This is a genomic window from Jannaschia sp. W003 (genome assembly GCF_025144335.1).
Lineage (GTDB): Bacteria > Pseudomonadota > Alphaproteobacteria > Rhodobacterales > Rhodobacteraceae > Jannaschia.
Genome location: NZ_CP083539.1, coordinates 3,036,445 through 3,055,613 on the forward strand (window position 1 = coordinate 3,036,445; position 19,169 = coordinate 3,055,613).

The 19,169-nt window shown below is 73.5% G+C and carries 17 protein-coding genes; 13 read left to right on the forward strand and 4 right to left on the reverse strand.

Going from position 1 to position 19,169, the window contains the following annotated elements:
- Positions 1-203: 203 nt before the first annotated feature.
- Together K3554_RS15070 and K3554_RS15075 are read left to right on the forward strand one after the other, a co-directional pair.
- Positions 204-1,799 carry a phosphoenolpyruvate carboxykinase gene (locus tag K3554_RS15070; RefSeq protein WP_259945978.1) on the forward strand — a complete coding sequence of 532 codons (1,596 nt, stop codon included), beginning with the start codon at positions 204-206 and terminating at the stop codon, positions 1,797-1,799.
- Positions 1,784-2,311, forward strand: a complete 528-nt coding sequence (locus tag K3554_RS15075) for a DUF3859 domain-containing protein (RefSeq protein WP_259941725.1) — start codon at positions 1,784-1,786, stop codon at positions 2,309-2,311. Before K3554_RS15070 ends, K3554_RS15075 begins: the two co-directional genes overlap by 16 nt.
- A gap of 4 nt (positions 2,312-2,315) precedes the next feature.
- Here K3554_RS15075 and K3554_RS15080 read toward each other — a convergent pair whose 3' ends face one another.
- Positions 2,316-3,077: a sulfite exporter TauE/SafE family protein gene (locus tag K3554_RS15080; RefSeq protein ID WP_259941727.1), complete on the reverse strand. Its 762-nt coding sequence runs from the start codon at positions 3,075-3,077 to the stop codon at positions 2,316-2,318.
- A gap of 146 nt (positions 3,078-3,223) precedes the next feature.
- On the opposite strand from K3554_RS15080, the gene K3554_RS15085 reads away from it, so the two are divergent.
- The 3 genes from K3554_RS15085 to K3554_RS15095 all read left to right on the forward strand — a co-directional run bounded on the left by K3554_RS15085 (position 3,224) and on the right by K3554_RS15095 (position 6,491).
- Positions 3,224-4,894 carry an acyl-CoA dehydrogenase family protein gene (locus K3554_RS15085; RefSeq protein WP_259941729.1) on the forward strand — a complete coding sequence of 557 codons (1,671 nt, stop codon included), beginning with the start codon at positions 3,224-3,226 and terminating at the stop codon, positions 4,892-4,894.
- 230 nt (positions 4,895-5,124) lie between these two features.
- A complete protein-coding gene (locus tag K3554_RS15090) occupies positions 5,125-6,108 on the forward strand; it encodes an NAD-dependent epimerase/dehydratase family protein (protein WP_259941731.1) in 984 nt (327 codons plus the stop codon).
- Positions 6,105-6,491 carry an META domain-containing protein gene (locus K3554_RS15095; RefSeq protein ID WP_259941733.1) on the forward strand — a complete coding sequence of 129 codons (387 nt, stop codon included), beginning with the start codon at positions 6,105-6,107 and terminating at the stop codon, positions 6,489-6,491. The genes K3554_RS15090 and K3554_RS15095 overlap by 4 nt, the downstream gene beginning before the upstream one ends.
- On the opposite strand, the gene K3554_RS15100 is transcribed toward K3554_RS15095, so the two are convergent.
- Positions 6,488-8,104 (reverse strand): thiamine pyrophosphate-binding protein, encoded by a 1,617-nt coding sequence (locus K3554_RS15100; RefSeq protein WP_259941734.1) that lies wholly within the window; start codon positions 8,102-8,104, stop codon positions 6,488-6,490. The genes K3554_RS15095 and K3554_RS15100 overlap by 4 nt on opposite strands.
- A 466-nt stretch (positions 8,105-8,570) precedes the next feature.
- Between K3554_RS15100 and K3554_RS15105 the strand changes: the two genes are divergently transcribed.
- Complete coding sequence (locus tag K3554_RS15105) at positions 8,571-9,344, forward strand: acyl dehydratase (protein ID WP_259941736.1); 774 nt, start codon at positions 8,571-8,573, stop codon at positions 9,342-9,344.
- A 36-nt stretch (positions 9,345-9,380) separates the two neighbouring features.
- On the opposite strand, the gene K3554_RS15110 is transcribed toward K3554_RS15105, so the two are convergent.
- On the reverse strand, positions 9,381-10,400 hold the full coding sequence (locus tag K3554_RS15110; RefSeq protein WP_259941738.1) for an FAD-binding oxidoreductase: 1,020 nt from the start codon (positions 10,398-10,400) through the stop codon (positions 9,381-9,383).
- A gap of 67 nt (positions 10,401-10,467) precedes the next feature.
- On the opposite strand from K3554_RS15110, the gene mnmD reads away from it, so the two are divergent.
- On the forward strand, positions 10,468-11,115 hold the full coding sequence (mnmD, locus tag K3554_RS15115; RefSeq protein WP_259941740.1) for a tRNA (5-methylaminomethyl-2-thiouridine)(34)-methyltransferase MnmD: 648 nt from the start codon (positions 10,468-10,470) through the stop codon (positions 11,113-11,115).
- Positions 11,116-11,183: 68 nt separating this feature from the next.
- The gene (locus tag K3554_RS15120; RefSeq protein WP_259945979.1) at positions 11,184-12,020 is read left to right on the forward strand and encodes a DMT family transporter; all 837 of its coding nucleotides are present in this window, start codon (positions 11,184-11,186) and stop codon (positions 12,018-12,020) included.
- 36 nt (positions 12,021-12,056) lie between these two features.
- Here the strand turns inward: K3554_RS15120 and K3554_RS15125 are convergent, their stop codons facing one another.
- Positions 12,057-14,093: a lytic transglycosylase domain-containing protein gene (locus tag K3554_RS15125; protein ID WP_259941742.1), complete on the reverse strand. Its 2,037-nt coding sequence runs from the start codon at positions 14,091-14,093 to the stop codon at positions 12,057-12,059.
- Positions 14,094-14,329: 236 nt separating this feature from the next.
- On the opposite strand from K3554_RS15125, the gene dapA reads away from it, so the two are divergent.
- From dapA to K3554_RS15150, 5 genes are all read left to right on the forward strand, one after another.
- Positions 14,330-15,202 carry a 4-hydroxy-tetrahydrodipicolinate synthase gene (gene dapA, locus K3554_RS15130; protein WP_259941744.1) on the forward strand — a complete coding sequence of 291 codons (873 nt, stop codon included), beginning with the start codon at positions 14,330-14,332 and terminating at the stop codon, positions 15,200-15,202.
- 65 nt (positions 15,203-15,267) lie between these two features.
- Entirely contained in the window at positions 15,268-15,753 is a 486-nt protein-coding gene (gene smpB / locus K3554_RS15135) for an SsrA-binding protein SmpB (RefSeq protein WP_259941746.1), read from the forward strand.
- A gap of 290 nt (positions 15,754-16,043) precedes the next feature.
- Entirely contained in the window at positions 16,044-16,895 is an 852-nt protein-coding gene (gene sseA / locus K3554_RS15140; RefSeq protein ID WP_259941747.1) for a 3-mercaptopyruvate sulfurtransferase, read from the forward strand.
- On the forward strand, positions 16,892-18,073 hold the full coding sequence (locus K3554_RS15145) for an amino acid aminotransferase (RefSeq protein WP_259941749.1): 1,182 nt from the start codon (positions 16,892-16,894) through the stop codon (positions 18,071-18,073). The genes sseA and K3554_RS15145 overlap by 4 nt, the downstream gene beginning before the upstream one ends.
- Before the next feature lie 81 nt (positions 18,074-18,154).
- Positions 18,155-18,754 carry a queuosine precursor transporter gene (locus tag K3554_RS15150; protein WP_259941751.1) on the forward strand — a complete coding sequence of 200 codons (600 nt, stop codon included), beginning with the start codon at positions 18,155-18,157 and terminating at the stop codon, positions 18,752-18,754.
- Positions 18,755-19,169: the final 415 nt, after the last annotated feature.

Here is a 19,169-nt window from a genome sequence, read left to right on the forward strand (position 1 = left end):
GGCGGAGTCGACTGTGGCGAGACTGCCATTAAGGCCGGGTTAAGTCGCGGCCCGGTTCGCCGCCGGGCATGTTTGCGCCACCGCGCCGGGTGGTTGCGCTAACCATCGGTATGCCGCAGGGCGGCGGGATGCTAATTCATTGCGCGGGGCACGAAATCCGCGCCCGGCGCCGCCGTGCCGTGACCCCGAGCGAGGACCCCGCCATGACCCAGCGCGTCAATCCCGACCACACGCTCGAGACCCAGGGCTTCGCCGGCCTCGGCGAGGTGCACTACAACCTCCTCGAGCCCGCCATCGTGCAGGCCGCGCTGGAACGCGGCGAGGGCACGCTCGGGCTCGGCGGCTCGCTCTACGTCTCAACGGGCACGTTCACGGGCCGCTCGCCCAAGGACAAGCACGTGGTGCGCACCCCCGGCGTCGAGGACGCCATCTGGTGGGAGAACAACGCCGCGCAGACCCCCGAGGGCTTCGCCGCCCTGCGCGCCGACATGCTCGCGCACATGCGGGGCCGCGACTTCTTCGTACAGGACCTCTACGGCGGCGCCGATCCGGCCCACCGCCTCGACGTGCGCGTGGTGACCGAGCTGGCGTGGCACTCGCTGTTCATCCGCCACATGCTGCGCCGCCCGGATGCCTCCGAGCTGGCCACCTTCGTGCCCGAGTACACGATCGTGAACTGCCCCTCGTTCAAGGCCGACCCCGCGCGCCACGGCGTGCGCTCCGAGGTGGCCATCTGCCTGAACCTCGAGGCGCGCGAGATCCTGATCTGCGGCACCGAGTACGCGGGCGAGAACAAGAAGTCGGTGTTCACGCTGCTGAACTACATCCTGCCCGAGCGCGGCGTGATGCCGATGCACTGCTCGGCCAACCACGCAGTCGGCAAGCCCACGGACGCGGCCGTGTTCTTCGGCCTGTCGGGCACCGGCAAGACCACGCTCTCGGCCGACCCGGGCCGGGTGCTGATCGGCGACGACGAGCACGGCTGGTCGGAGCGCGGCATCTTCAACTTCGAGGGCGGCTGCTACGCCAAGACCATCAACCTCTCCCGCGACGCCGAGCCGGAGATCTACGACACCACCACGAAGTTCGGCACCGTGATCGAGAACATGGTGTTCGACCCCGAGACGCTGGAGCTCGACTTCGAGGACGACTCGATCACCGCCAACACCCGCTGCGCCTACCCGCTGGACTACATCTCGAACGCCTCGGAGACCGCCCTGGGCGGGCACCCGCGCAACGTGGTGATGCTCACCTGCGACGCCTACGGCGTCTTGCCCCCCATCGCGCGGCTGACGCCGGCGCAGGCGATGTACCACTTCCTCTCCGGGTTCACCTCCAAGGTGGCGGGCACCGAGCGCGGCGTGACCGAGCCGCAGCCGACCTTCTCGACCTGCTTCGGCGCGCCCTTCATGCCGCGCCGCCCCGAAGTCTACGGGAACCTCCTGCGCGACAAGATCGCGCGCCACGGCTCGGACTGCTGGCTGGTGAACACCGGCTGGACCGGTGGCGCCTACGGCACCGGGAGCCGGATGCCGATCAAGGCCACGCGCGCCCTGCTGACCGCCGCCCTGAACGGCTCGCTGGCGAAGGGGCGCTTCCGCACCGACCCGAACTTCGGCTTCGAGGTGCCCTGCTCCGCCGAGGGCGTGGCCGACGTGCTGCTCGACCCGCGCCGGACCTGGACCGACAAGGAGGCCTACGACGCCCAGGCGGCGAAGCTGGTCGAGATGTTCGCGCGGAACTTCCAGCAATACGCCCGGCACATCGACGACGACGTGAAGGCATGCGCCCTCGGCTGATCCCCCTGCTGCTGCTCGCCTGCGCCCTGCCCTTCGGGGCGGCGCAGGCCCGGGTACGGCTGGTGGAGGCGGGCATCGTCTGCCCCGCCCTGCGCGAGGCGTCCGGGCAACGCCCCGCGCCGGACACCCAGACCGGCACGGTCGACATCCTCTCGGCCGGGGTAGAGTTCGACCTGCCCGACCGCGTGGTCCCCGCCATGCAGCATCTCGGCTTCGGCCTGCGGGTGGAGGTGGAGGCGGGCGAGCCCGAGACCGAGCTGCTGATCGTGGTGGAGCACCCGCCGACCGGACCCGAGGGCGTGACCCGCGAGAGCTGGACGCAGGTCGCCGCGGGGGGCGAGCGCTCGCTCAACCTCTTCACCTTCGACTACCCCTACGAGATGGTGCCCGGCCCCTGGACCTTCAGCATAGAGGTCGAGGGCGAGCGCGTGGTTGAGGTGCCCTTCACCGTGGGCGACCGCTTCGCGAATGCCCGCGTCGACGCGGCGTGCCTGGAGATGCTGAACGCCTGAGCGGTCAGAGACCGGCGAGCCCCTTGCGCACGAGGTTCGCGCCCGCCACCACCAGCAGCACCAGCGTGGCCCGGCGGAACAGCGACGCGTCCATGCGGTCCTGCAGCCGGAACCCCGCCCACATGCCCAGGAGCGCCGGGGCGAGCAGCGCGGCCGAGAACGGCGCCGTCTCGGCGTTCAGGACCCCCGAGCGCAGGTGCGCCAGCACCAGCACCACCGACCCCGCGCCGTAGATCACCCCCTGCACCACCATCTGCCGCACCTTGGGCGTGTCGATCGCCAGCAGGAACAGCACCGTCGTCGGCCCCCAGGTGCCCGCGAGCCCGCCCAGCACGCCCGAGACCAGGCCCACGCCCCACTCCGCCGCGCGTCGCCGCCCCGGCGGCACGTGGAGCCGCAGCCCTGCAAGTTGCACCAGCGCCAGCGCCACCACGGGGATACCGAGCACGAGGAAGAAGGTCTCGCGCCCGAGGTTGGCCGCGAGCTGCGCCGTGGCGAAGATCGCAACGATCACCATGAGGAGGTAGCGCCAGTGCAGCCGCGCCGCCTCCGTGGCCGGGGCCAGCCCGGTGCGGAAGGTCTGCCACCCGTTCGTCACCAGCACCGGCACGAGGATGCCCGCCAGCGCCAGCTTCGGGTCGAGGAAGCTCGACAGGCCCGAGATCAGGACCAGCGGCAATGCGAATCCCACCATGCCCTTCACCACCCCGGCGAAGAGGGCGATCCCGAGGGCGAGGGTCCAGTCGAGCGGGGAAAGGGCGTCCATGCCGCCGGCCTACGCCGTGTCGCCGCGCCGCACCAGTGGGGGGGCGGCGGGACAGGAAACACCGCTTGCACCCGCGGCATCCGCAACTATGTTTCGCTGCAACTGCGAGATGCCGCCCCGAGGGGCCGCGAGACAGGAGCCGACCGATGCCCCATGATGGCCAGATGACCCCCGACCTCGCCCCCACCCCGCTGGGCGACCTGCTCGACACCACGCGCGAGGCCGCCGCCGCCGCTGGCACGATGCGCGACGCTGCCGCCGCCGCCGTGCGGGCCCGCGTCGCCCCGGACGGCGCGGTCGATGCGGCGCTCCTCGAGCGCGAGCAGACCGCCGCCCACGCCCTCGCCTGGATCGCCACATACGCCGAGGCGCTCGCGCAGATGCAGGCCTGGGCCGAGCGGTTGGAGGCCGAGGGCGCCTTCGGCGAGGCCGAGGCGCTGATCCATCAGGTCGCCTTCGGAGAGTACCTCGCACAGCTCCGCGGTGGCCTGCCCATGAGCCAAGGCGAGATCGCCCGCCCGGAGGCGCTCGGCATCGAAGGCCCCCGCGGAGCGGCCGTGGATGCGCTGATCGCAGGCGGCAACACCCCCGCCGCCCGCGCCCGCCTCGTGGCGCTCCTGCGCGAATCCACCGCGAACGCCACCTTCGGCGCCACCGGCCTGGACGAGGAGCTGGAGATGATCCGCGACCAGTTCCGCCGCTGGGCGGCGGACCGCGTCGCCCCCCACGCCCATGGTTGGCACCTGCGCGACGAGCTGATCCCCATGGAGATCGTCGAGGAGATGGCCGAGCTGGGCGTGTTCGGCCTGACGATTCCCGAGGAGCACGGCGGCCTCGGCATGCCCAAGGCCGCCATGTGCGTCGTCTCCGAGGAGCTGTCGCGCGGGTACATCGGCGTCGGCTCCTTGGGCACCCGCTCCGAAATCGCCGCCGAGCTGGTGCTCGCGGGCGGCACCGAAGCGCAGAAGGCCCACTGGTTGCCGAAGTTGGCCAGCGGCGAGGTGCTGCCCACGGCCGTGTTCACCGAGCCCAACACCGGCTCCGACCTCGGGAGCTTGCGCACGAAGGCGGTCCCCGACGGCGACGACTGGCGGATCACGGGGAACAAGACCTGGATCACCCACGCCGCGCGCACCCACGTGATGACCGTGCTGGCCCGCACTGTCGAGGGTACCGACGACTGGCGCGGCCTGTCGATGTTCCTGGCCGACAAGACCCCCGGGACCGACGCCGCCCCCTTCCCCGACGAAGGGCTCTCGGGCGGCGAGATCGAGGTGCTCGGCTACCGGGGCATGAAGGAGTACACGGTCAACTTCGACGACTTTCCCGTCACCGGCGCCAACCTCCTCGGCGAGGTCGAGGGCCAGGGCTTCAAGCAGCTCATGCAGACCTTCGAGTCGGCGCGCATCCAGACCGCGGCCCGCGCCATCGGCGTGGCCCAGTCGGCGCTCGACGAGGGGCTGGCCTACGCCGAGTCGCGCCAGCAGTTCGGCAAGCCGCTCGTCGCCTTCCCGCGCGTGGCCGACAAGCTGGCGATGATGGCGGTCGAGATCATGGTGACGCGCCAGCTCACCTACCACTCCGCCCGCCGCAAGGACGAGGGCCACCGCTGCGACCTGGAGGCGGGCATGGCCAAGCTGCTCGGCGCCCGCGTGGCATGGGCCGCGGCCGACAACGCGCTCCAGATCCACGGCGGCAACGGCTTCGCGCTGGAGTACAAGATCAGCCGGATTCTGTGCGATGCCCGGATCCTGAACATCTTCGAGGGTGCAGCGGAGATTCAGGCGCAAGTCATCGCGCGTCGGTTGCTTGCGTAGCCGACTACGGACGACGACCCGCACGCGCCGGCCGTGAGCCGGGGCCTACGCCGAGGGCAGCGCTGCCGCCGCGGAGCGGTGCGCCAACGGTAGGCGGAGGCCCCGGCGCAAAGCCGGGGCTTGTCCCTCAGACCGACCACCCCCACCCCGGCAAGGCCCCGCCACCGCCGCCGGCGCCCCCCTTGCCCCCACCCCGCCCATCCCCCACGGTCCGCGCCGGGAGGTGCCCCATGGCCCATGTCCTTCTCACCGGCATCTCCGGATTCGTCGCACGCCGCACCGCCCGCGCGCTGCTCGACGCCGGCCACCGGGTGCGCGGATCGGTCCGCTCCGAAGGTGCGGCGCAGGCGGTGCGCGCGCTCTTCGCGGGCGCCGGCGACCGGCTGGAGCTGGTGCGCCTCGACCTCGGGAACGACGCGGGCTGGCGCGAGGCCGCGACCGGCGTGGACGCCGTGGTCCACACCGCCTCGCCCTTCCCGCTCGCCACCGACCCCGCCGACCCGGACGTCCTCGTGCGCCCTGCCGTCGACGGCACCCGCCGCGCGCTGGAGGCGGCACGGGACGCCGGCGTCGCCCGCGTCGTCCTGACCTCCTCCGTGGCCGCCGTGATCCACGGCCCCCGCCCCGAAGGCCGTCCCCGCGACGAGCGCGACTGGACCGACCCCGCGCACCCCGCCGCCAACGCCTACGTGCGCTCCAAGCTGGAGGCCGAGCGCCTCGCATGGAGCCTCGCCGGCGTGCACGGCCTCGCGCTCACCGTGCTCAACCCCGCCTTCGTGCTCGGCCCGCCCATGGCCGAGGAGCGGGGCGCCTCGCTGCAGCTCATCGAGCGGCTGCTCGGCGGCAAGGACCCGATGGTGCCGCCCATCAAGCTCGACGTGGTGGACGTGCGCGACGTGGCCGCCGCCCACCTTGCAGCGCTCGAGGACCCCGCCTCCGCGGGCGAGCGCTTCGTGCTGAGCGCCGACGCCCTGTGGATCGCCGACATCGCCCGGATCGCCCGCGAGGAGGCCCCGGGCCGCCGCATCCCCACGCGCACCGCGCCGGCGGTTCTGGTGAAGGGCCTCGCCCTCTTCGACCCCGTGCTGCGCGACGCGGTGCCCGTGCTGGGCCGCGACGAGCCGCTTTCGGGCGACAAGGCGCACCGCGTGCTCGGCCTCGACTACCGCGCCCCCGAGGAGGCCGTGCGCGCCGCGGTCCGCGCGCTGATGTGAGGGTGCTCGCCGTGCTCCTCGTCGTCGCCGCCTGCGGGCCCGACGAGACCATCTCGGGCTACAGCGACCGCGAGGCCGTCTGGGCCCTGGAAAGCATCGGCGGCGACCCGGTCCCCCCGGGCGCCACGATCCGCTTCCCGGCCGAGGGCGAGGCGGTGGGCGAAGGCCCCTGCAACGCCTTCCGAGCCGAGCAGACCGCCCCCTATCCGTGGATCGAGCTCGGCCCCGTCGCCGCCACCCGCCGCGCCTGCCCGCTGCTGGCCGTCGAGACGCGCTACTTCGGCGCGTTGGAGCGGGCGACCCTGGCCGAGGCGTCGGACCGCGTCCTGATCCTCTCGGGCGGCCCCGACGGCGAGCTGGTGTTCCGCCGCACCGACCCCTAGTCCGGCAGGTCGGCGCCGGGGCTGAGCATCCGCGGGTCGAGGTGCAGGTGGATCACCGCCAGCTTGCCGCAGGCGCGCGCCGCCTCCAGCGCAGGCGCGAACTCGGACTGGTCGCGCACCGTCCAGCCCTCGCCGCCATAGGCGCGGGCGAGCGCCGCGAAGTCGGGGTTCGCGAGGTCGGTGCCCGAGACGCGGCTGGGGTAGTGCCGCTCCTGATGCATGCGGATCGTGCCGTAGCGGCCGTTGTCGCAGACGACGACGATGGGTGTGGCGCCGTGCTGCACCGCCGTCGACATCTCGTTCACGGTCATCTGCAGGCAACCGTCGCCGGCCATGCAGACCACCGTCCGTCCGGGGTCGTGGATCGAGGCGGCGATGGCCGCCGGCAGGCCGTAGCCCATGGAGCCGGAGGTGGGGGCGAGCTGCGTGCCCGCGCCCTTCCAGCCGTAGTAGCGGTGGAGGAAGGCCGCGTAGTTGCCCGCCCCGTTCGCCACGATGGCGTCCTCGGGCAGCGTCTCGTCGAGGTGGCGGATCACCTGCTCCAGCTTCACCGCGCCGGGCGTCTCGCGCGGCGTGCGCCAGGCGTCGTAGTCGGCGCGCGCGGGGAGCGGGTCGTGGCCCATGGGCGCGTCGTTCCGCGCGGCGAGGGCGAGGGCCGCGTCCGGCCCGCGGGCGAGGATTGGCAGCGCGGTGGGCCAGACGCGGTTCAGTTCGTCCGGGTCGGCGTGAACGTGGATCAGCGCCGCGTCGAGGGCTGCGGGGTCCAGCGTCTCGTAGCCGAAGGTCGCGCAGTCCCCGAGCCGGGTGCCGAGGGCCAGCACCACGTCCGCCGCCGCAAGCCGCGCGGCGAGCTTGGGGTTCGGGCCGACGTTGAGGTCGCCGGCGTAAGCAGTCGAGCGGTTGTCGATCGCGTCCTGCCGCCGGAAGCTGACGGCCACGGGCAGGCCGTGGCGCTCGGCCCAAGCCTGGAGCGCCGCCGAGGCCTCCGCCGTCCAGCCCGGCCCGCCCGCGACCACGACCGGGCGTTTGGCCTTCCGCAGCCGCTCGACCAGTTCCGAGAGGTCGGGGACGGCCGGCACGGGCACCGAGACGGCGGGGCGGTCGGGCACGTCGGCCTCGGCCGACAGCATGTCCTCGGGCAGCGCCAGCACCACCGGGCCGGGGCGCCCGGATCGGGCGACCGAGAAGGCGCGCGCGACGTATTCGGGGATGCGGCGGGTGTCGTCGATCTCGGCGGCCCACTTCACGAGGGGGCCGAGGAAGGCGCGATAATCGACCTCCTGGAAGGCCTCGCGGTCTCGGTGCCCGCGGGCGATCTGGCCCACGAAGAGTACGAGCGGGATCGAGTCCTGCTGCGCGATGTGCAGGCCCGCGCTCGCGTTGGTCGCGCCCGGCCCGCGCGTGACGAAGGCGACCCCGGGCCGCCCCGTGAGCCGCGCGGTGGCATCCGCCATCATCGTCGCGCCCCCCTCCTGCCGGCAGACCACGTTGGGGATGCCCACGCCGTGGAGCCCGTCGAGGGCGGCGAGGAAGCTCTCGCCCGGGACGGAGAACACCCGCTCCACGCCCTGGATGCGGAGCTGGTCCGCGAGGATTCGTCCGCCGTGGCGCATGGGGGTGCCTCCGTGTTTGCCCGGTCGAGGGATGGGGGAAGGCGTGGGGGCTGTCCAGCGGGGCGGCGACGCGCCACGCCCTGGCCCCGCGCCGGGGCCTCCGTCGGCCGCTGATGCTGCCGCTCCGGAGCGAAGCGCTCACGGCAACCCGAGGCCCCGGATCAGGTCCGGGGCGTGGCCTGCTTTCTTCGAACCGCGCGCCCGGCGTTCGCCCCGTCGAGGACGGCGGATGCCCGTGAATCCCCGCAACACCCCGGCCTCGCGCCGGGCCCCCCGCCCATCACCTGCACCACCATTGCGAAGCGGAGTGCCAATGGCACCCGAAGGCCCCGGATCGGATCCGGGGCGTGTCCAGCCCTTCCCGGGTCACCCAATCTCGACCGGGCTCCCCATCCAGGTCGCGGACCGTCGGCACGAGGTGATCGTGGGCATCGACTTTCACCCGCACCTCCTGTTGCCTCGCGGCATGGATGCCTCCGCCCCCCACGTCGTCGAGGACCGCATGGACCCCGCGCGGGCCGCCGCCATGGCCGCTACGCTCGGGCGCCCCGCGCCCGGCGCCGCCCTGCCCCGCTTCTGGCACCACGCCCACTTCTGGGAGGCGCATCCGCCCGAGGCCCTGGGCCGCGACGGCCACCCCCGCCCCGGCATCGCGCCGATCCCCGAGACGGGGTTCCCGCGCCGCATGTGGGCCGGCGGGGCCCTGCGCTGGTTTGCGCCCCTGCGGACGGGCGAGCCGGCCGAGAAGGCGACGCGGGTGCTCTCGCTGGAGCGCAAGGCGGGGCGCACGGGGCCGTTCGCGCTCCTGCGGCTGGAGCACTGGATCACCCAAGGAGGCCGTCTGTGCGTCGAGGAGCGGCAGGACCTCGTGTATCGCCCCGACCCCGCGCCGGGCGATGCCACGCCACCACCACCCGAGGCCCCCGAGGGTGAGGTGCTGGGCGCGGTCCCGACCGATCCCGTCACCTTGCTGCGCTTCTCGGCCCTCACCTTCAACGGCCACCGCATCCACTACGACGCCGCCTACGCGCGCGAGGTCGAGGGCCACGGCGGCGTGGTGGTGCACGGCCCCCTGCTGGCCGAGGCGCTGATCCATGCCGCGGGCGACGTCGCCGCTTTCCGCTACCGCGCCACGGCGCCCCTGCTCGCGGGCGAGCGGGGCGAGGTGATGCGGGACAGAGCGCGCTTCTGGATACGCGGGCCGGACGGGCGGCTGTGCATGGAGGGCGAGGCGACCTGACCCTAGTCGAGCGTTAGCGAGGCGTTACCGTAACCGTCAGAGGCTCGCCTTGACGCGGAAGCCCTCCGGGATCGCGTCGCGGCCCTCCAGCACAAGGTCGGCCAGAAGCTCGGCACACAGCGGCGCCACGCCGAAGCCGATCTTGAAGCCACCGTTGTGCACGAAGTGCCCCGCGCGGCCCGGCCAGGCCCCCAGCATCGGCGCCCGGCTGCGCGCGCGGGGGCGCACCCCGGCCCAGCGGCGCAGCACCGGGGCGTCCCGCAGCGCGGGCACCGCCGCTCTCGCTCGCGTCACTACGTCGTCGAGAGCCGCGTCCGTGGTCGCCTCGCCGTCGAACGCGCGCTCCGACGTCGATCCCACCGCCACCGTGCCGTCCGCATGGGGCACCACGTGCAGCCCGTCCGCGAAGAGCTGCGGCAGGCCCCGCCGGTCGAGCCCCAGCACCGCCGCCTGCCCCTTGATGCCCGCACCCGCCGGCCGGCCCGCCTCGTTCCGCAACGCCTCCAGCCCCCGCCAGCCGGTGGCGTGGATCACCGCGCCGCGGTCCTCGCCCTCGGGCACCACCTCGCCGCCCAGCGCGCGGATGGCATCGGCCAGCGCATGGCACGCCCGTTCGGGATGCAACCGGCCGCTGAGGGAGTCGCGGATCGCCAGCGCCGTGCCCGGCCCCCAGCCCTCCGGCGAAGTCTCGACGCGCCACGTCGCGCGCCCCTGCCAGAGCGCCTCGGCCCCGCGCGCCCGCTCCTCGGCCCGCTCGCGCGCGGCCTCGTCGGGCACGGGCTGGAGCCGTCCGTCGCGCGCATAGCCGGGGTCGCCGCCCCCGATCTCGGCGACGGCGGCCCACCAGTCCGCGGACATCAGCAGGCTCTCGAGCTGGAACGCCTTCTTCGGGTTCCAGTTCTCAGGGACATGCGGGGCCAGGGCGCCCACCACGCCGCCCGAGGCGCCCGCGCCCACGCCGCGCGGGTCGACCACGCGCACCTTTGCTCCGCGCCGGGCGCAGGCGAAGGCCGCCGACAGTCCGGCCACCCCGGCGCCGCGCACCGTCACCTCCATCGCAATCCCGCGCCCCGCGTTGCCAAGCGCCGCCCTCCGCTCCATGGCTCGCCGCGGAGGTAGCCCGATGATCGACGCGCAGGAACCCGAGATCGCGTGGCGCGACGGCGTGCCCGTCGCCACGCGCTTCGACGACCCCTACTACTCCCTGCGCGGCGGGGCCGAGGAGACGGCGCACGTGTTCCTCGGCGGCAACGACCTGCCCGCGCGCCTCCGCCCCGGCTTCCGGGTGGCCGAGCTGGGGTTCGGCACGGGGCTGAACGCGCTGGTGCTGGCCGCCGCGTGGGACGGGCCGGCGATCGCGATGACGTCGTTCGAGCTGCACCCCATGGCGCGCGCCGACATGGCCCGCGCCCTCGCCGCCTTTCACGCGCTCGATGCGGCGCCCCTGCTCGACGCATGGCCCTCGGAGCGGATCGCGCTCGGAAGCGTCGACCTCCGCCTCGTGTTCGGCGACGCGCGCGAGACCCTTCCCGCATGGGAGGGACGGGCCGACGCGTGGTTCCTCGACGGCTTCGCACCGGCCCGGAACCCGGAGCTTTGGGAGGATGCGCTGATGGCCGAGGTCGCGCGTCACACCGCTCCGGGGGGCACCTTCGCCACCTACACCGCCGCCGGCCACGTGCGCCGGGCGCTGGAGGCGGCGGGTTTCCACGTCGAGCGCCGCCCGGGATACGCGAACAAACGCCACATGACCGCGGGGCGCATGCCGTGAGCCGTCCCGCCCTCACGGCCGCGGCCTTTCAGCCCGCCGCCTCGAACGACCGCCTTGGCATCGCGCTGATGGTCGCCACCACGGCCGTGTTCGCCGCGCAGGACGGCATCTCTCGGCACTTGGCGGGCGAGTACAACGTGCTGATGGTGGTGATGATCCGATACTGGTTCTTCGCCGCCTTCGTGGTCGCGCTCGCCGCGCGCCAGCCCGGCGGGTTGCGCCGCGCCGCGCGGCCCCGGCGCCCCGTGCTCCAGGCGGTCCGGGGGCTGCTGCTGGCCGCCGAGGTCTGCGTGATGATCGCCGCCTTCACGCTGCTGGGCCTCGTCGAGAGCCACGCGGTGTTCGCGGTCTATCCGCTGCTCGTGACGGTGTTCAGCGGCCCGCTCCTCGGCGAGCGGGTGGGATGGCGCCGCTGGACGGCGGTGGCGGCGGGCTTCGCGGGCGTCCTCGTCATCCTGGCGCCCGGCGCGGGGGTGTTCTCGCCGCTGGTGCTGGTGCCGCTGGCCTCGGCGGCGCTGTTCGCGCTCTACAACCTGCTGACCCGCCTCGCCTCGCGCACCGACCCCACCGAGGTGTCGTTCTTCTGGACCGGCACCGTGGGGGCCGCGGCGATGACCGCCGCCGGCATCTGGTTCTGGGAGCCCATGAGCGGCCCGGACTGGGGCTGGATGGCGGTGCTCTGCGTGACCGGGGTCGCGGGGCACTGGCTCTTGATCCGCACCTACGCCGCCGCCGAGGCCAGCGTGGTGCAGCCCTTCGCCTACCTGCAGCTGGTCTTCGCCTCGCTGATCGGCATCACGGTGTTCGGCGAGGCGATCCGCGCCAACGTCCTGTGGGGCGCGGCCCTGGTGATCGCGGCGGGCCTCTTCACGCTGGCGCGGGCAAGCAAGAAGGCCGCCCCCTGAGGGACGGCCCTTCGCGCGGCGACCGGATGCGGCGGCCTACTCGGCCGCGGTGGCCGGGGCGGCGTCTTCGGCGGCATCGCCGCGGGTGGCCTTGATCGCGCCTGCGCGGAACTCGCCGTAGCCGTTCTTGAGCCAGTCCGTCAGGCGCACCTCGCCGGCCTCGCCGGTGAGCTGGGCGCGGTAGGGCAGCAGGCTCTCGGAGACGCGCATGATGTAGTTGCGGGTCTCGCCGAACGGCACGTCCTCGATCCAGTCCACGATGTCGACCGCCGGGTCCGAGGGATCGCCGAACTGCCCCGACCAGCGGCGCGCGCGCGACGGCCCGGCGTTGTAGGCCGCCGGCACCAGCACCGGCGAGGCGCCGAACTCGGCCTCCAGCTCGCCCAGGTAGGCGGTGCCGAGCTTGGCGTTGTAGAGCGGATCGTCGGTCAGGCGCCACTGCTCGTAGGAGACGCCCACCATGCCGGCCATCTCCTTGGCGGTGCCGGGCATCAGCTGCATCAGCCCGCGCGCGCCGGCGTGGGAGACGACGATGGGGTCGAACTCGGATTCCCGGCGGGCGATCGACAGGGCCAGCTCCGGGGCAACGGGGCTGTCCATCTGCGCGAGGGCGGTGACGGGGTAGTAGCCGCGGTGCAGCTCGTAGCCCCGGCTCGCCGCCTGCTTGGCCATCTTCAGGGCCAGGTGCGGCTCGTCCCACGAGAGGATCTCGTCGATGGCGGTGCCGATCTCCTGGCGGGGAAGGGCATCGGCGAGGTCCACCACGAAACGCTCCGCGAGGTTGCGGTAGCCGGCCTCGGCCAGGAGCTTCGCCGCCGGCAGCACGGTGCTGTCCTTCAGCGAGGTCTCGGCGACGGGCGGGAACTGCTCGGCGCCCGCGAGCAGCGGGTCGGCGGGCAGGTCCGCGCGTTCGGCGGCGAGCTGGCCGTAGAAGCTGGTCTGGTACTCGGCCCCCTTGGCGTAGGCGGCGCGGGCCTTCTCGGCGTCGCCCGCGGCCTCCCAGGCGCGGCCCTGCCAGTAGCCGGCACGGCCCTTGGAGATGGGCGAAGCGACGTTCGCGTCGAAGCGGTCGAAGTGCGCGGCGGCGACCTCGGGCTCGCCGCGGTGGCGCAGCGCCATGTAGCCGGCGAGCCACTCGATGCCGCCGACGTTGCGGTCGCCGTCGGGCAGGTGGTTGCGGGCCGCGACGCGGTAGCCCTCCTCGGCGAAGCCGTCCTGCATCAGCCCGCGTGCGAGGCGCTCGCGGTGCTTGCCCCAGGCGGCGGGGTGGCCGAGCGAGTCGGCGCTCTCGTCGAACTGGAACAGGATCTCCAGCGCGCCGCCCTCGCCCTCGCGGCGGCCCTTGCGCAGGCGCCAGGCGAAGCGCTCGTAGGCGAGGCCAGGATGATCCTGCAGCGCCTCGGGCACGGCGGCGATGGTCGCGTCCACGCCGGGGCGGTTCTCGTGAAGCGCGATGCGCGCCTCGGCGAGCTTGCGTTCGGCGGCGGGCACGAGGGAGAGCATGCGGCCGGCGCTCTGGAAGTCCTCGGACCACAGCAGCGCGTCGAGGCGCGCGGCGTGGAAGGGGGCGAGCGCCTCGCCGAACAGCGACAGGAAGCCGGAATGCGCGGCGGCGCGCATGGGCTCCGTGAGCCAGTGCTCCACGGCGAGGGCCTCGGCCTCGGGCCCGCGGCCCAGCGCGCGCAGCGCCACGGCGAGGCGCAGGACGCCCTCGGGCGAGACCGGCGGCTCGCCCTCGAAGAAGGCGACCACCTCGGCGGGCGGCAGGGCGGAGGGCATGGAGCGCTCGGTCTGGCGGCGCAGCGTGGTGCGGGCCGGCCAGTCGGGATTGCGGCGGAGGAAGTCGGTGGCCTCGTGCCAGCCGGCGGCGCGGTCGCGCACCAGGTGCCACAGGATCACGTCGCGCAGCACCGCGTCCTCGGTGCGCGACATCGCGGCGCGAGCGGCGTCCACGCGGCCCTGGCGAAGGTGCTCGAGCCCGAGCCGGAACTCACCGTCGACGGTCGCGAATGCGGGCGCCGGAGCGCCCAGGAGCGCCGCGGCGCAAACCGCGCGCAGAAGTCGGATTGCCATGTCTGTCCCTCACCTCGATGTCCCCGGCCGGACGTGTCGCCGTCCTTGCGCCATGGAACGGGGTGTAGCGCAAATGCCTCAACCCGTGAATAGATTCTCTAGAAACTCGGCGGCGTTCCGCCACGCCTCCCCCGCCCCCCGGCCCCCGCGCAGGAGCTGCGGCGCGCGGCCCGCGTCTTGCCCCGCCCCGCGCGCCGCGCGTAAGGGGGCATGGCCCGCACAGAAGGATCGCCCCCATGTTCAAAGGCTCCATGCCCGCGCTCGTCACGCCCTTCCGGGGCGGCGCCGTGGACTTCGAGGCGCTGGGCGCGCTGGTGGACTGGCAGATCGCCGAAGGCTCGCACGGACTGGTGCCCGTCGGCACCACGGGCGAGAGCCCTACGCTCACCCACGCCGAGCACGAGGCCGTGGTCGAGGCGGTGGTGGAGCGGGCCGCCGGACGGGTTCCGGTGATCGCGGGCGCGGGCTCCAACAACACCGTGGAGGCGCTGCGCTTCGTGGAGCACGCCAAGCGCGTCGGCGCCGCCGGCGCGCTGGTGGTGACGCCCTACTACAACAAGCCCACGCAAGCGGGCCTCGTCGCCCACTTCACGGCGCTGGCCGAGGTCGGGCTGCCGATCGTCATCTACAACATCCCCGGCCGGTCGGTCGTCGACATGACGCCCGAGACCATGGGGGAGCTCTCCAAGCTCCCCGCCATCGTCGGCGTGAAGGACGCGACCGGCGACCTCGCGCGCGTGAGCGCCCAGCGCACCTCCTGCGGTGCGGACTTCGTGCAACTGTCCGGCGAGGACGCCACGGCGCACGGGTTCAACGCGCAGGGCGGCGTGGGCTGCATCTCGGTCACCGCCAACGCGGCGCCGGGGCTGCTGGCGCAGATGCAGGAGGCGACGCTGCGGGGCGACTACGCGGAAGCCTTGCGGATCCAGGACCGGCTGATGCCCCTGCACCGCGCCATCTTCGCGGAGCCCGGCGTGACCGGCGCCAAGACCGCGCTCGCCCTCTTGGGCCGCTGCGAGCCGGACGTGCGCCTGCCGCTCCTCCCCGCCTCGAGTGCCACGCGCGAGCGCATCGCGGACGCCCTGCGCCACGCCGGCCTCCTGGACTGACCGGCGCGCCCGTGGACCGCGGTGCTCCCGTGGACAGCGGCCCCGCCCCCGCCTAGGTGGGGGCCATGGCCAAGACCAAGACCGCCGAAGAGCGCAACTACAAGATCGTCGCCGAGAACCGGCGCGCCCGCTACGAGTACGCCATCGAGGACGACCTCGAGGTGGGCGTGATGCTGCAGGGCTCCGAGGTGAAGTCCCTGCGCGAGGGCGGGGGCGCCAACATCGCCGAGAGCTACTGCGAGGTGAAGGACGGCGAGCTGTGGCTCGTGAACGCCCACATCGCCACCTACGCGCCCGCGGTCACCTGGGGCCACGAGGAGCGCCGCCGCCGCAAGCTGCTGGCCCGCAACCGCGAGATCGCCCGCCTGTGGAACGCCACCAAGCGCGAGGGCTACACCGTCGTGCCGCTGGTGATGTACTTCAACCACCGCGGGATCGTGAAGCTGAAGGTGGGCACCGGCAAGGGCAAGAAGGTCGCCGACAAGCGCGAGACGGCCGCCAAGCGCGACTGGCAGCGCCAGAAGGCGCGGCTGCTGAAGGAGCATAGCTGAGGGGGGATGCGCCCCTCACGTTCACCCAGCCCCGCCCCGCCCCGGCCTCGAGCCGGGGCCTCTGCCCTCCACAAGCGCACCGCTCCGCGATCTCGGCAGGTTCCCCACCCACAGGCCCCGGCGCAGGGCCGGGGCGCCGCGGGGTGGGCGGCGATGCGAAAGGCCCCCCGCCCACCGCTGGACGCGGACGCTGGGGCGTCCGCGCTCGGGGCGGGATCGGTCCACTGGACCGATCCTCCTCGCCCCTCGCCCCCCTTCGCGCTATGGCGGCCATCGAAGGAGGCCCGCCCGTGACCGACGATCCCGCCACCCTCGTCTCCACCGCGTGGCTCGCCGCGCGGCTGCCCTCGCCCGACCTGCGGGTGATCGACGCCTCGTGGTACCTCGACCCCGCCCGCGACCCGCGCGCCGAGTACGAGGCCGCCCACATCCCCGGCGCGCGCTTCGTCGCCCTCGACGACGTCAGCGACGCCCGCTCCGCCCTACCCCACATGGCGCCGCCCACCGAGAAGTTCCTGTCGCGCATGCGCCGCCTCGGCGTGGGCGACGGGCACACGATCGTGGTCTACGACGGCTGGGATGGCGGCCTCTTCTCGGCCCCGCGCCTCTGGTGGCTCCTGCGGATGTTCGGCCAGCGCGCGGCCGTGCTCGACGGCGGGCTGGCGAAGTGGCGCGCCGAGGGCCGCCCCCTCTCGTCCGAGCCGCCCGCGATCCGCGACCGCCACATGATCGCCCGCCGCGACCCCGCAGCCATGCGCGACGTCACCGAGGTCGCCCGCGCCGCCAAGCTCGGCACGGCCCAGATCGTGGACGCCCGCGCAGCCGCGCGCTTCCGCGGCGAGGCACCCGAGCCGCGGCCGGGCCTGCGCGCCGGCCACGTGCCGGGCGCCCTCAACCTGCCCTTCGCGGAGCTGTTCCGCCCCGATGGCACCATGAAGGACGAGGCCGGCCTGCGCGCCGCCTTCGCCGCCGCGGGCGTGGACCTCGCGCGCCCCGTCATCACCTCCTGCGGCTCGGGCGTGACGGCGGCGATCCTGAACCTCGCCCTCGCCCGCCTCGGCCATCCCGACCACGCGCTCTACGACGGCTCCTGGGCCGAGTGGGGCATGTACCCAGACCTCTCCGTGGAGACCGGCCCATGACCACCTTCGACGCCCTGCGCCCCGGCAAGCCCGACAGCATCCTCGCCCTGATGGCCGCGTTCCGCGAGGATCCGCGCGAGAACAAGATCGACCTCGGCGTGGGCGTCTACAAGGACGCCTCCGGCAACACGCCCGTGATGCGCGCCGTGAAGGCGGCCGAGCGGCGCATCGTCGAGGAGCAGACCACCAAGGTCTACACCGGTCTCGCGGGCGACCCGGCCTTCGGCGAGGCCCTTTCGGGCCTGGTGCTGGGCGGGCGCGCCCCCCGCGAGCGCCTGTCGATGGTCGCCACCCCCGGCGGCACCGGTGCCGTGCGTCAGGGCATGGAGCTGATGCGCCTCGCCCGCCCCGACTGCACCGTATGGCTGTCGGACCCGACCTGGCCCAACCACCCCGCCATCGTCGACCACGTCGGGCTGAAGCGCCGCAGCTACCGCTACTTCGACGCGGACACGGGTGCCGTGGACTTCGCGGGCATGATGGAGAGCCTCGGCGAGGTCGTGGCCGGCGACGCCGTGGTGCTGCACGGGTGCTGCCACAACCCCACGGGCGCGAACCTCGCGCTCGACCAGTGGCGCGCGGTGGCCGAGCTGATCGCCGAGCGCGGCGCGGTGGCCTTCGTGGACATCGCCTACCAGGGCTTCGGCGACGGGCTGGATGCGGATGCCGCCGGCCTGCGCCTCCTGGTGGACCGGGTGCCCGAGGCACTGATCGCCGTGTCGTGCTCCAAGAACTTCGGCATCTACCGCGAGCGCACCGGGCTGCTGATCGCGCTGTCCGCGAACGCCAAGGTCACGCAGGGCGCGCTCGCCTCCCTCAACCGCCTCAACTACTCGTTCCCGCCCGACCACGGGGCGCGGGTGGTGCAGACGATCCTCGGCGACGACGCGCTCCGGGCCGACTGGGCGGGCGAGCTGGAGGAGGTGCGGGGCTCCATGCTCGGCCTGCGCGAGCAGCTCGCGCGCGAGCTGCGGGACCGCATCGGCTCGGACCGCTTCGGCTTCCTGGCCGAGCACCGGGGCATGTTCTCGCTCCTGGGCGCGACCCCGGAGCAGGTGGAGACCATGCGGCGCGAGCACGGGGTGTACATGGTGGGCGACAGCCGCATGAACATCGCGGGGCTCAACGCGACCACGGTGCCGCGGCTGGCCGAAGCGATCGTGGCGGCGGGGGTCTAGACGCGCGCGGCCGGGGGGCGTAGGGGACGGCCGCCCCTCGCGGGCCATGTCTCCGACCACCATGTCAAAACGGGTGCCCCCATGCCTCTCCTCTCCGTGGCCGCGATGGCCGCCATCGTCGTCCTGTCCAACGTCGGGGTGCAGTTCCTCGTCGCAGACGGCTGGTTGACCTGGGGGGCGTTCACGTATCCCCTCGCCTTCCTCGTGACGGACGTCACCAACCGGCTCCACGGGCCCGCGGCGGCCCGCAAGGTGGTGCTGGCGGGCTTCGCGGTGGGTCTGCTGTGCTCGGCCATAGGCACGCAGATCCAAGGGGAGTTCGGGCCGCTGGTGACGTGGCGCATCGCGGTGGGCTCGGGGCTGGCGTTCCTGGCCGCTCAGAGCGTGGACCTCGCCGTGTTCCGCAGGCTGGCGGCGGCCCCGTGGTGGAAGGCGCCGCTGGTGTCCTCGCTGGTGGGCTCCGTGGTCGACACGGCGATCTTCTTCACGGTGGCCTTCGCCGGGTTCCTGGCCTTCCTCGAGCCGGGCAATGACGTCTCCTGGGCCGCGGAGCCCACGGCCGTGGGGCCGCTCTGGGTGGGCATGGCGCTGGCGGACTGGGCGGTGAAGCTGGGCATCGCGCTGCTCGCTCTGGTGCCGTTCCGCCTGCTGACGCGCAGAAAGACGCTATCCGTAGTGTGAGGGGGGTTGACCCATACCAAATCCGTGCCAACTTCGGGGCATCGAAACCATCAGAAAGGAGGTGATCCAGTGTCTAGAAAGGGATTGGAGAAGTGCGTCGGGACAGCCGTGGAGCTCCGCGTCTGAGGCAGCCCTCAGGCAACGTACACCACGGGTGAGGTCTCTCTAACCGACCCCACCTCCGGACTTTCGGAAGGCCGCTCCACGCCGTGGAGCGGCCTTCTCTCGTTCTGGATGGTCGGGTGTGGAGGAGGCCCCGCCGGGCGGGGACCGATCCGGGCGCGCCTCCCCGGAAATGGGGTGTGGCGGATGTGCCCGGAGGCGGGCGATTCGAGAGCGGCGCGGGCGGAACGGAAGGGGACCGTTCGGTGGGTTCGGGCGGAAAGCTGCCGTACACCCCCCGTACACCCGGCGT

Excerpts from the sequence above, each read along its gene's own strand:
- K3554_RS15070 (WP_259945978.1), top strand. The coding sequence starts at position 204 with ATGACCCAGCGCGTCAATCCCGACCACACGCTCGAGACCCAGGGCTTC.
- K3554_RS15075 (WP_259941725.1), top strand. The coding sequence starts at position 1,784 with ATGCGCCCTCGGCTGATCCCCCTGCTGCTGCTCGCCTGCGCCCTGCCC.
- K3554_RS15080 (WP_259941727.1), bottom strand. The coding sequence starts at position 3,077 with ATGGACGCCCTTTCCCCGCTCGACTGGACCCTCGCCCTCGGGATCGCC.
- K3554_RS15085 (WP_259941729.1), top strand. The coding sequence starts at position 3,224 with ATGCCCCATGATGGCCAGATGACCCCCGACCTCGCCCCCACCCCGCTG.
- K3554_RS15090 (WP_259941731.1), top strand. The coding sequence starts at position 5,125 with ATGGCCCATGTCCTTCTCACCGGCATCTCCGGATTCGTCGCACGCCGC.
- K3554_RS15100 (WP_259941734.1), bottom strand. The coding sequence starts at position 8,104 with ATGCGCCACGGCGGACGAATCCTCGCGGACCAGCTCCGCATCCAGGGC.
- K3554_RS15105 (WP_259941736.1), top strand. The coding sequence starts at position 8,571 with ATGGATGCCTCCGCCCCCCACGTCGTCGAGGACCGCATGGACCCCGCG.
- K3554_RS15110 (WP_259941738.1), bottom strand. The coding sequence starts at position 10,400 with ATGGAGGTGACGGTGCGCGGCGCCGGGGTGGCCGGACTGTCGGCGGCC.
- mnmD (WP_259941740.1), top strand. The coding sequence starts at position 10,468 with ATGATCGACGCGCAGGAACCCGAGATCGCGTGGCGCGACGGCGTGCCC.
- K3554_RS15120 (WP_259945979.1), top strand. The coding sequence starts at position 11,184 with ATGGTCGCCACCACGGCCGTGTTCGCCGCGCAGGACGGCATCTCTCGG.
- K3554_RS15125 (WP_259941742.1), bottom strand. The coding sequence starts at position 14,093 with ATGGCAATCCGACTTCTGCGCGCGGTTTGCGCCGCGGCGCTCCTGGGC.
- dapA (WP_259941744.1), top strand. The coding sequence starts at position 14,330 with ATGTTCAAAGGCTCCATGCCCGCGCTCGTCACGCCCTTCCGGGGCGGC.
- smpB (WP_259941746.1), top strand. The coding sequence starts at position 15,268 with ATGGCCAAGACCAAGACCGCCGAAGAGCGCAACTACAAGATCGTCGCC.
- K3554_RS15145 (WP_259941749.1), top strand. The coding sequence starts at position 16,892 with ATGACCACCTTCGACGCCCTGCGCCCCGGCAAGCCCGACAGCATCCTC.
- K3554_RS15150 (WP_259941751.1), top strand. The coding sequence starts at position 18,155 with ATGCCTCTCCTCTCCGTGGCCGCGATGGCCGCCATCGTCGTCCTGTCC.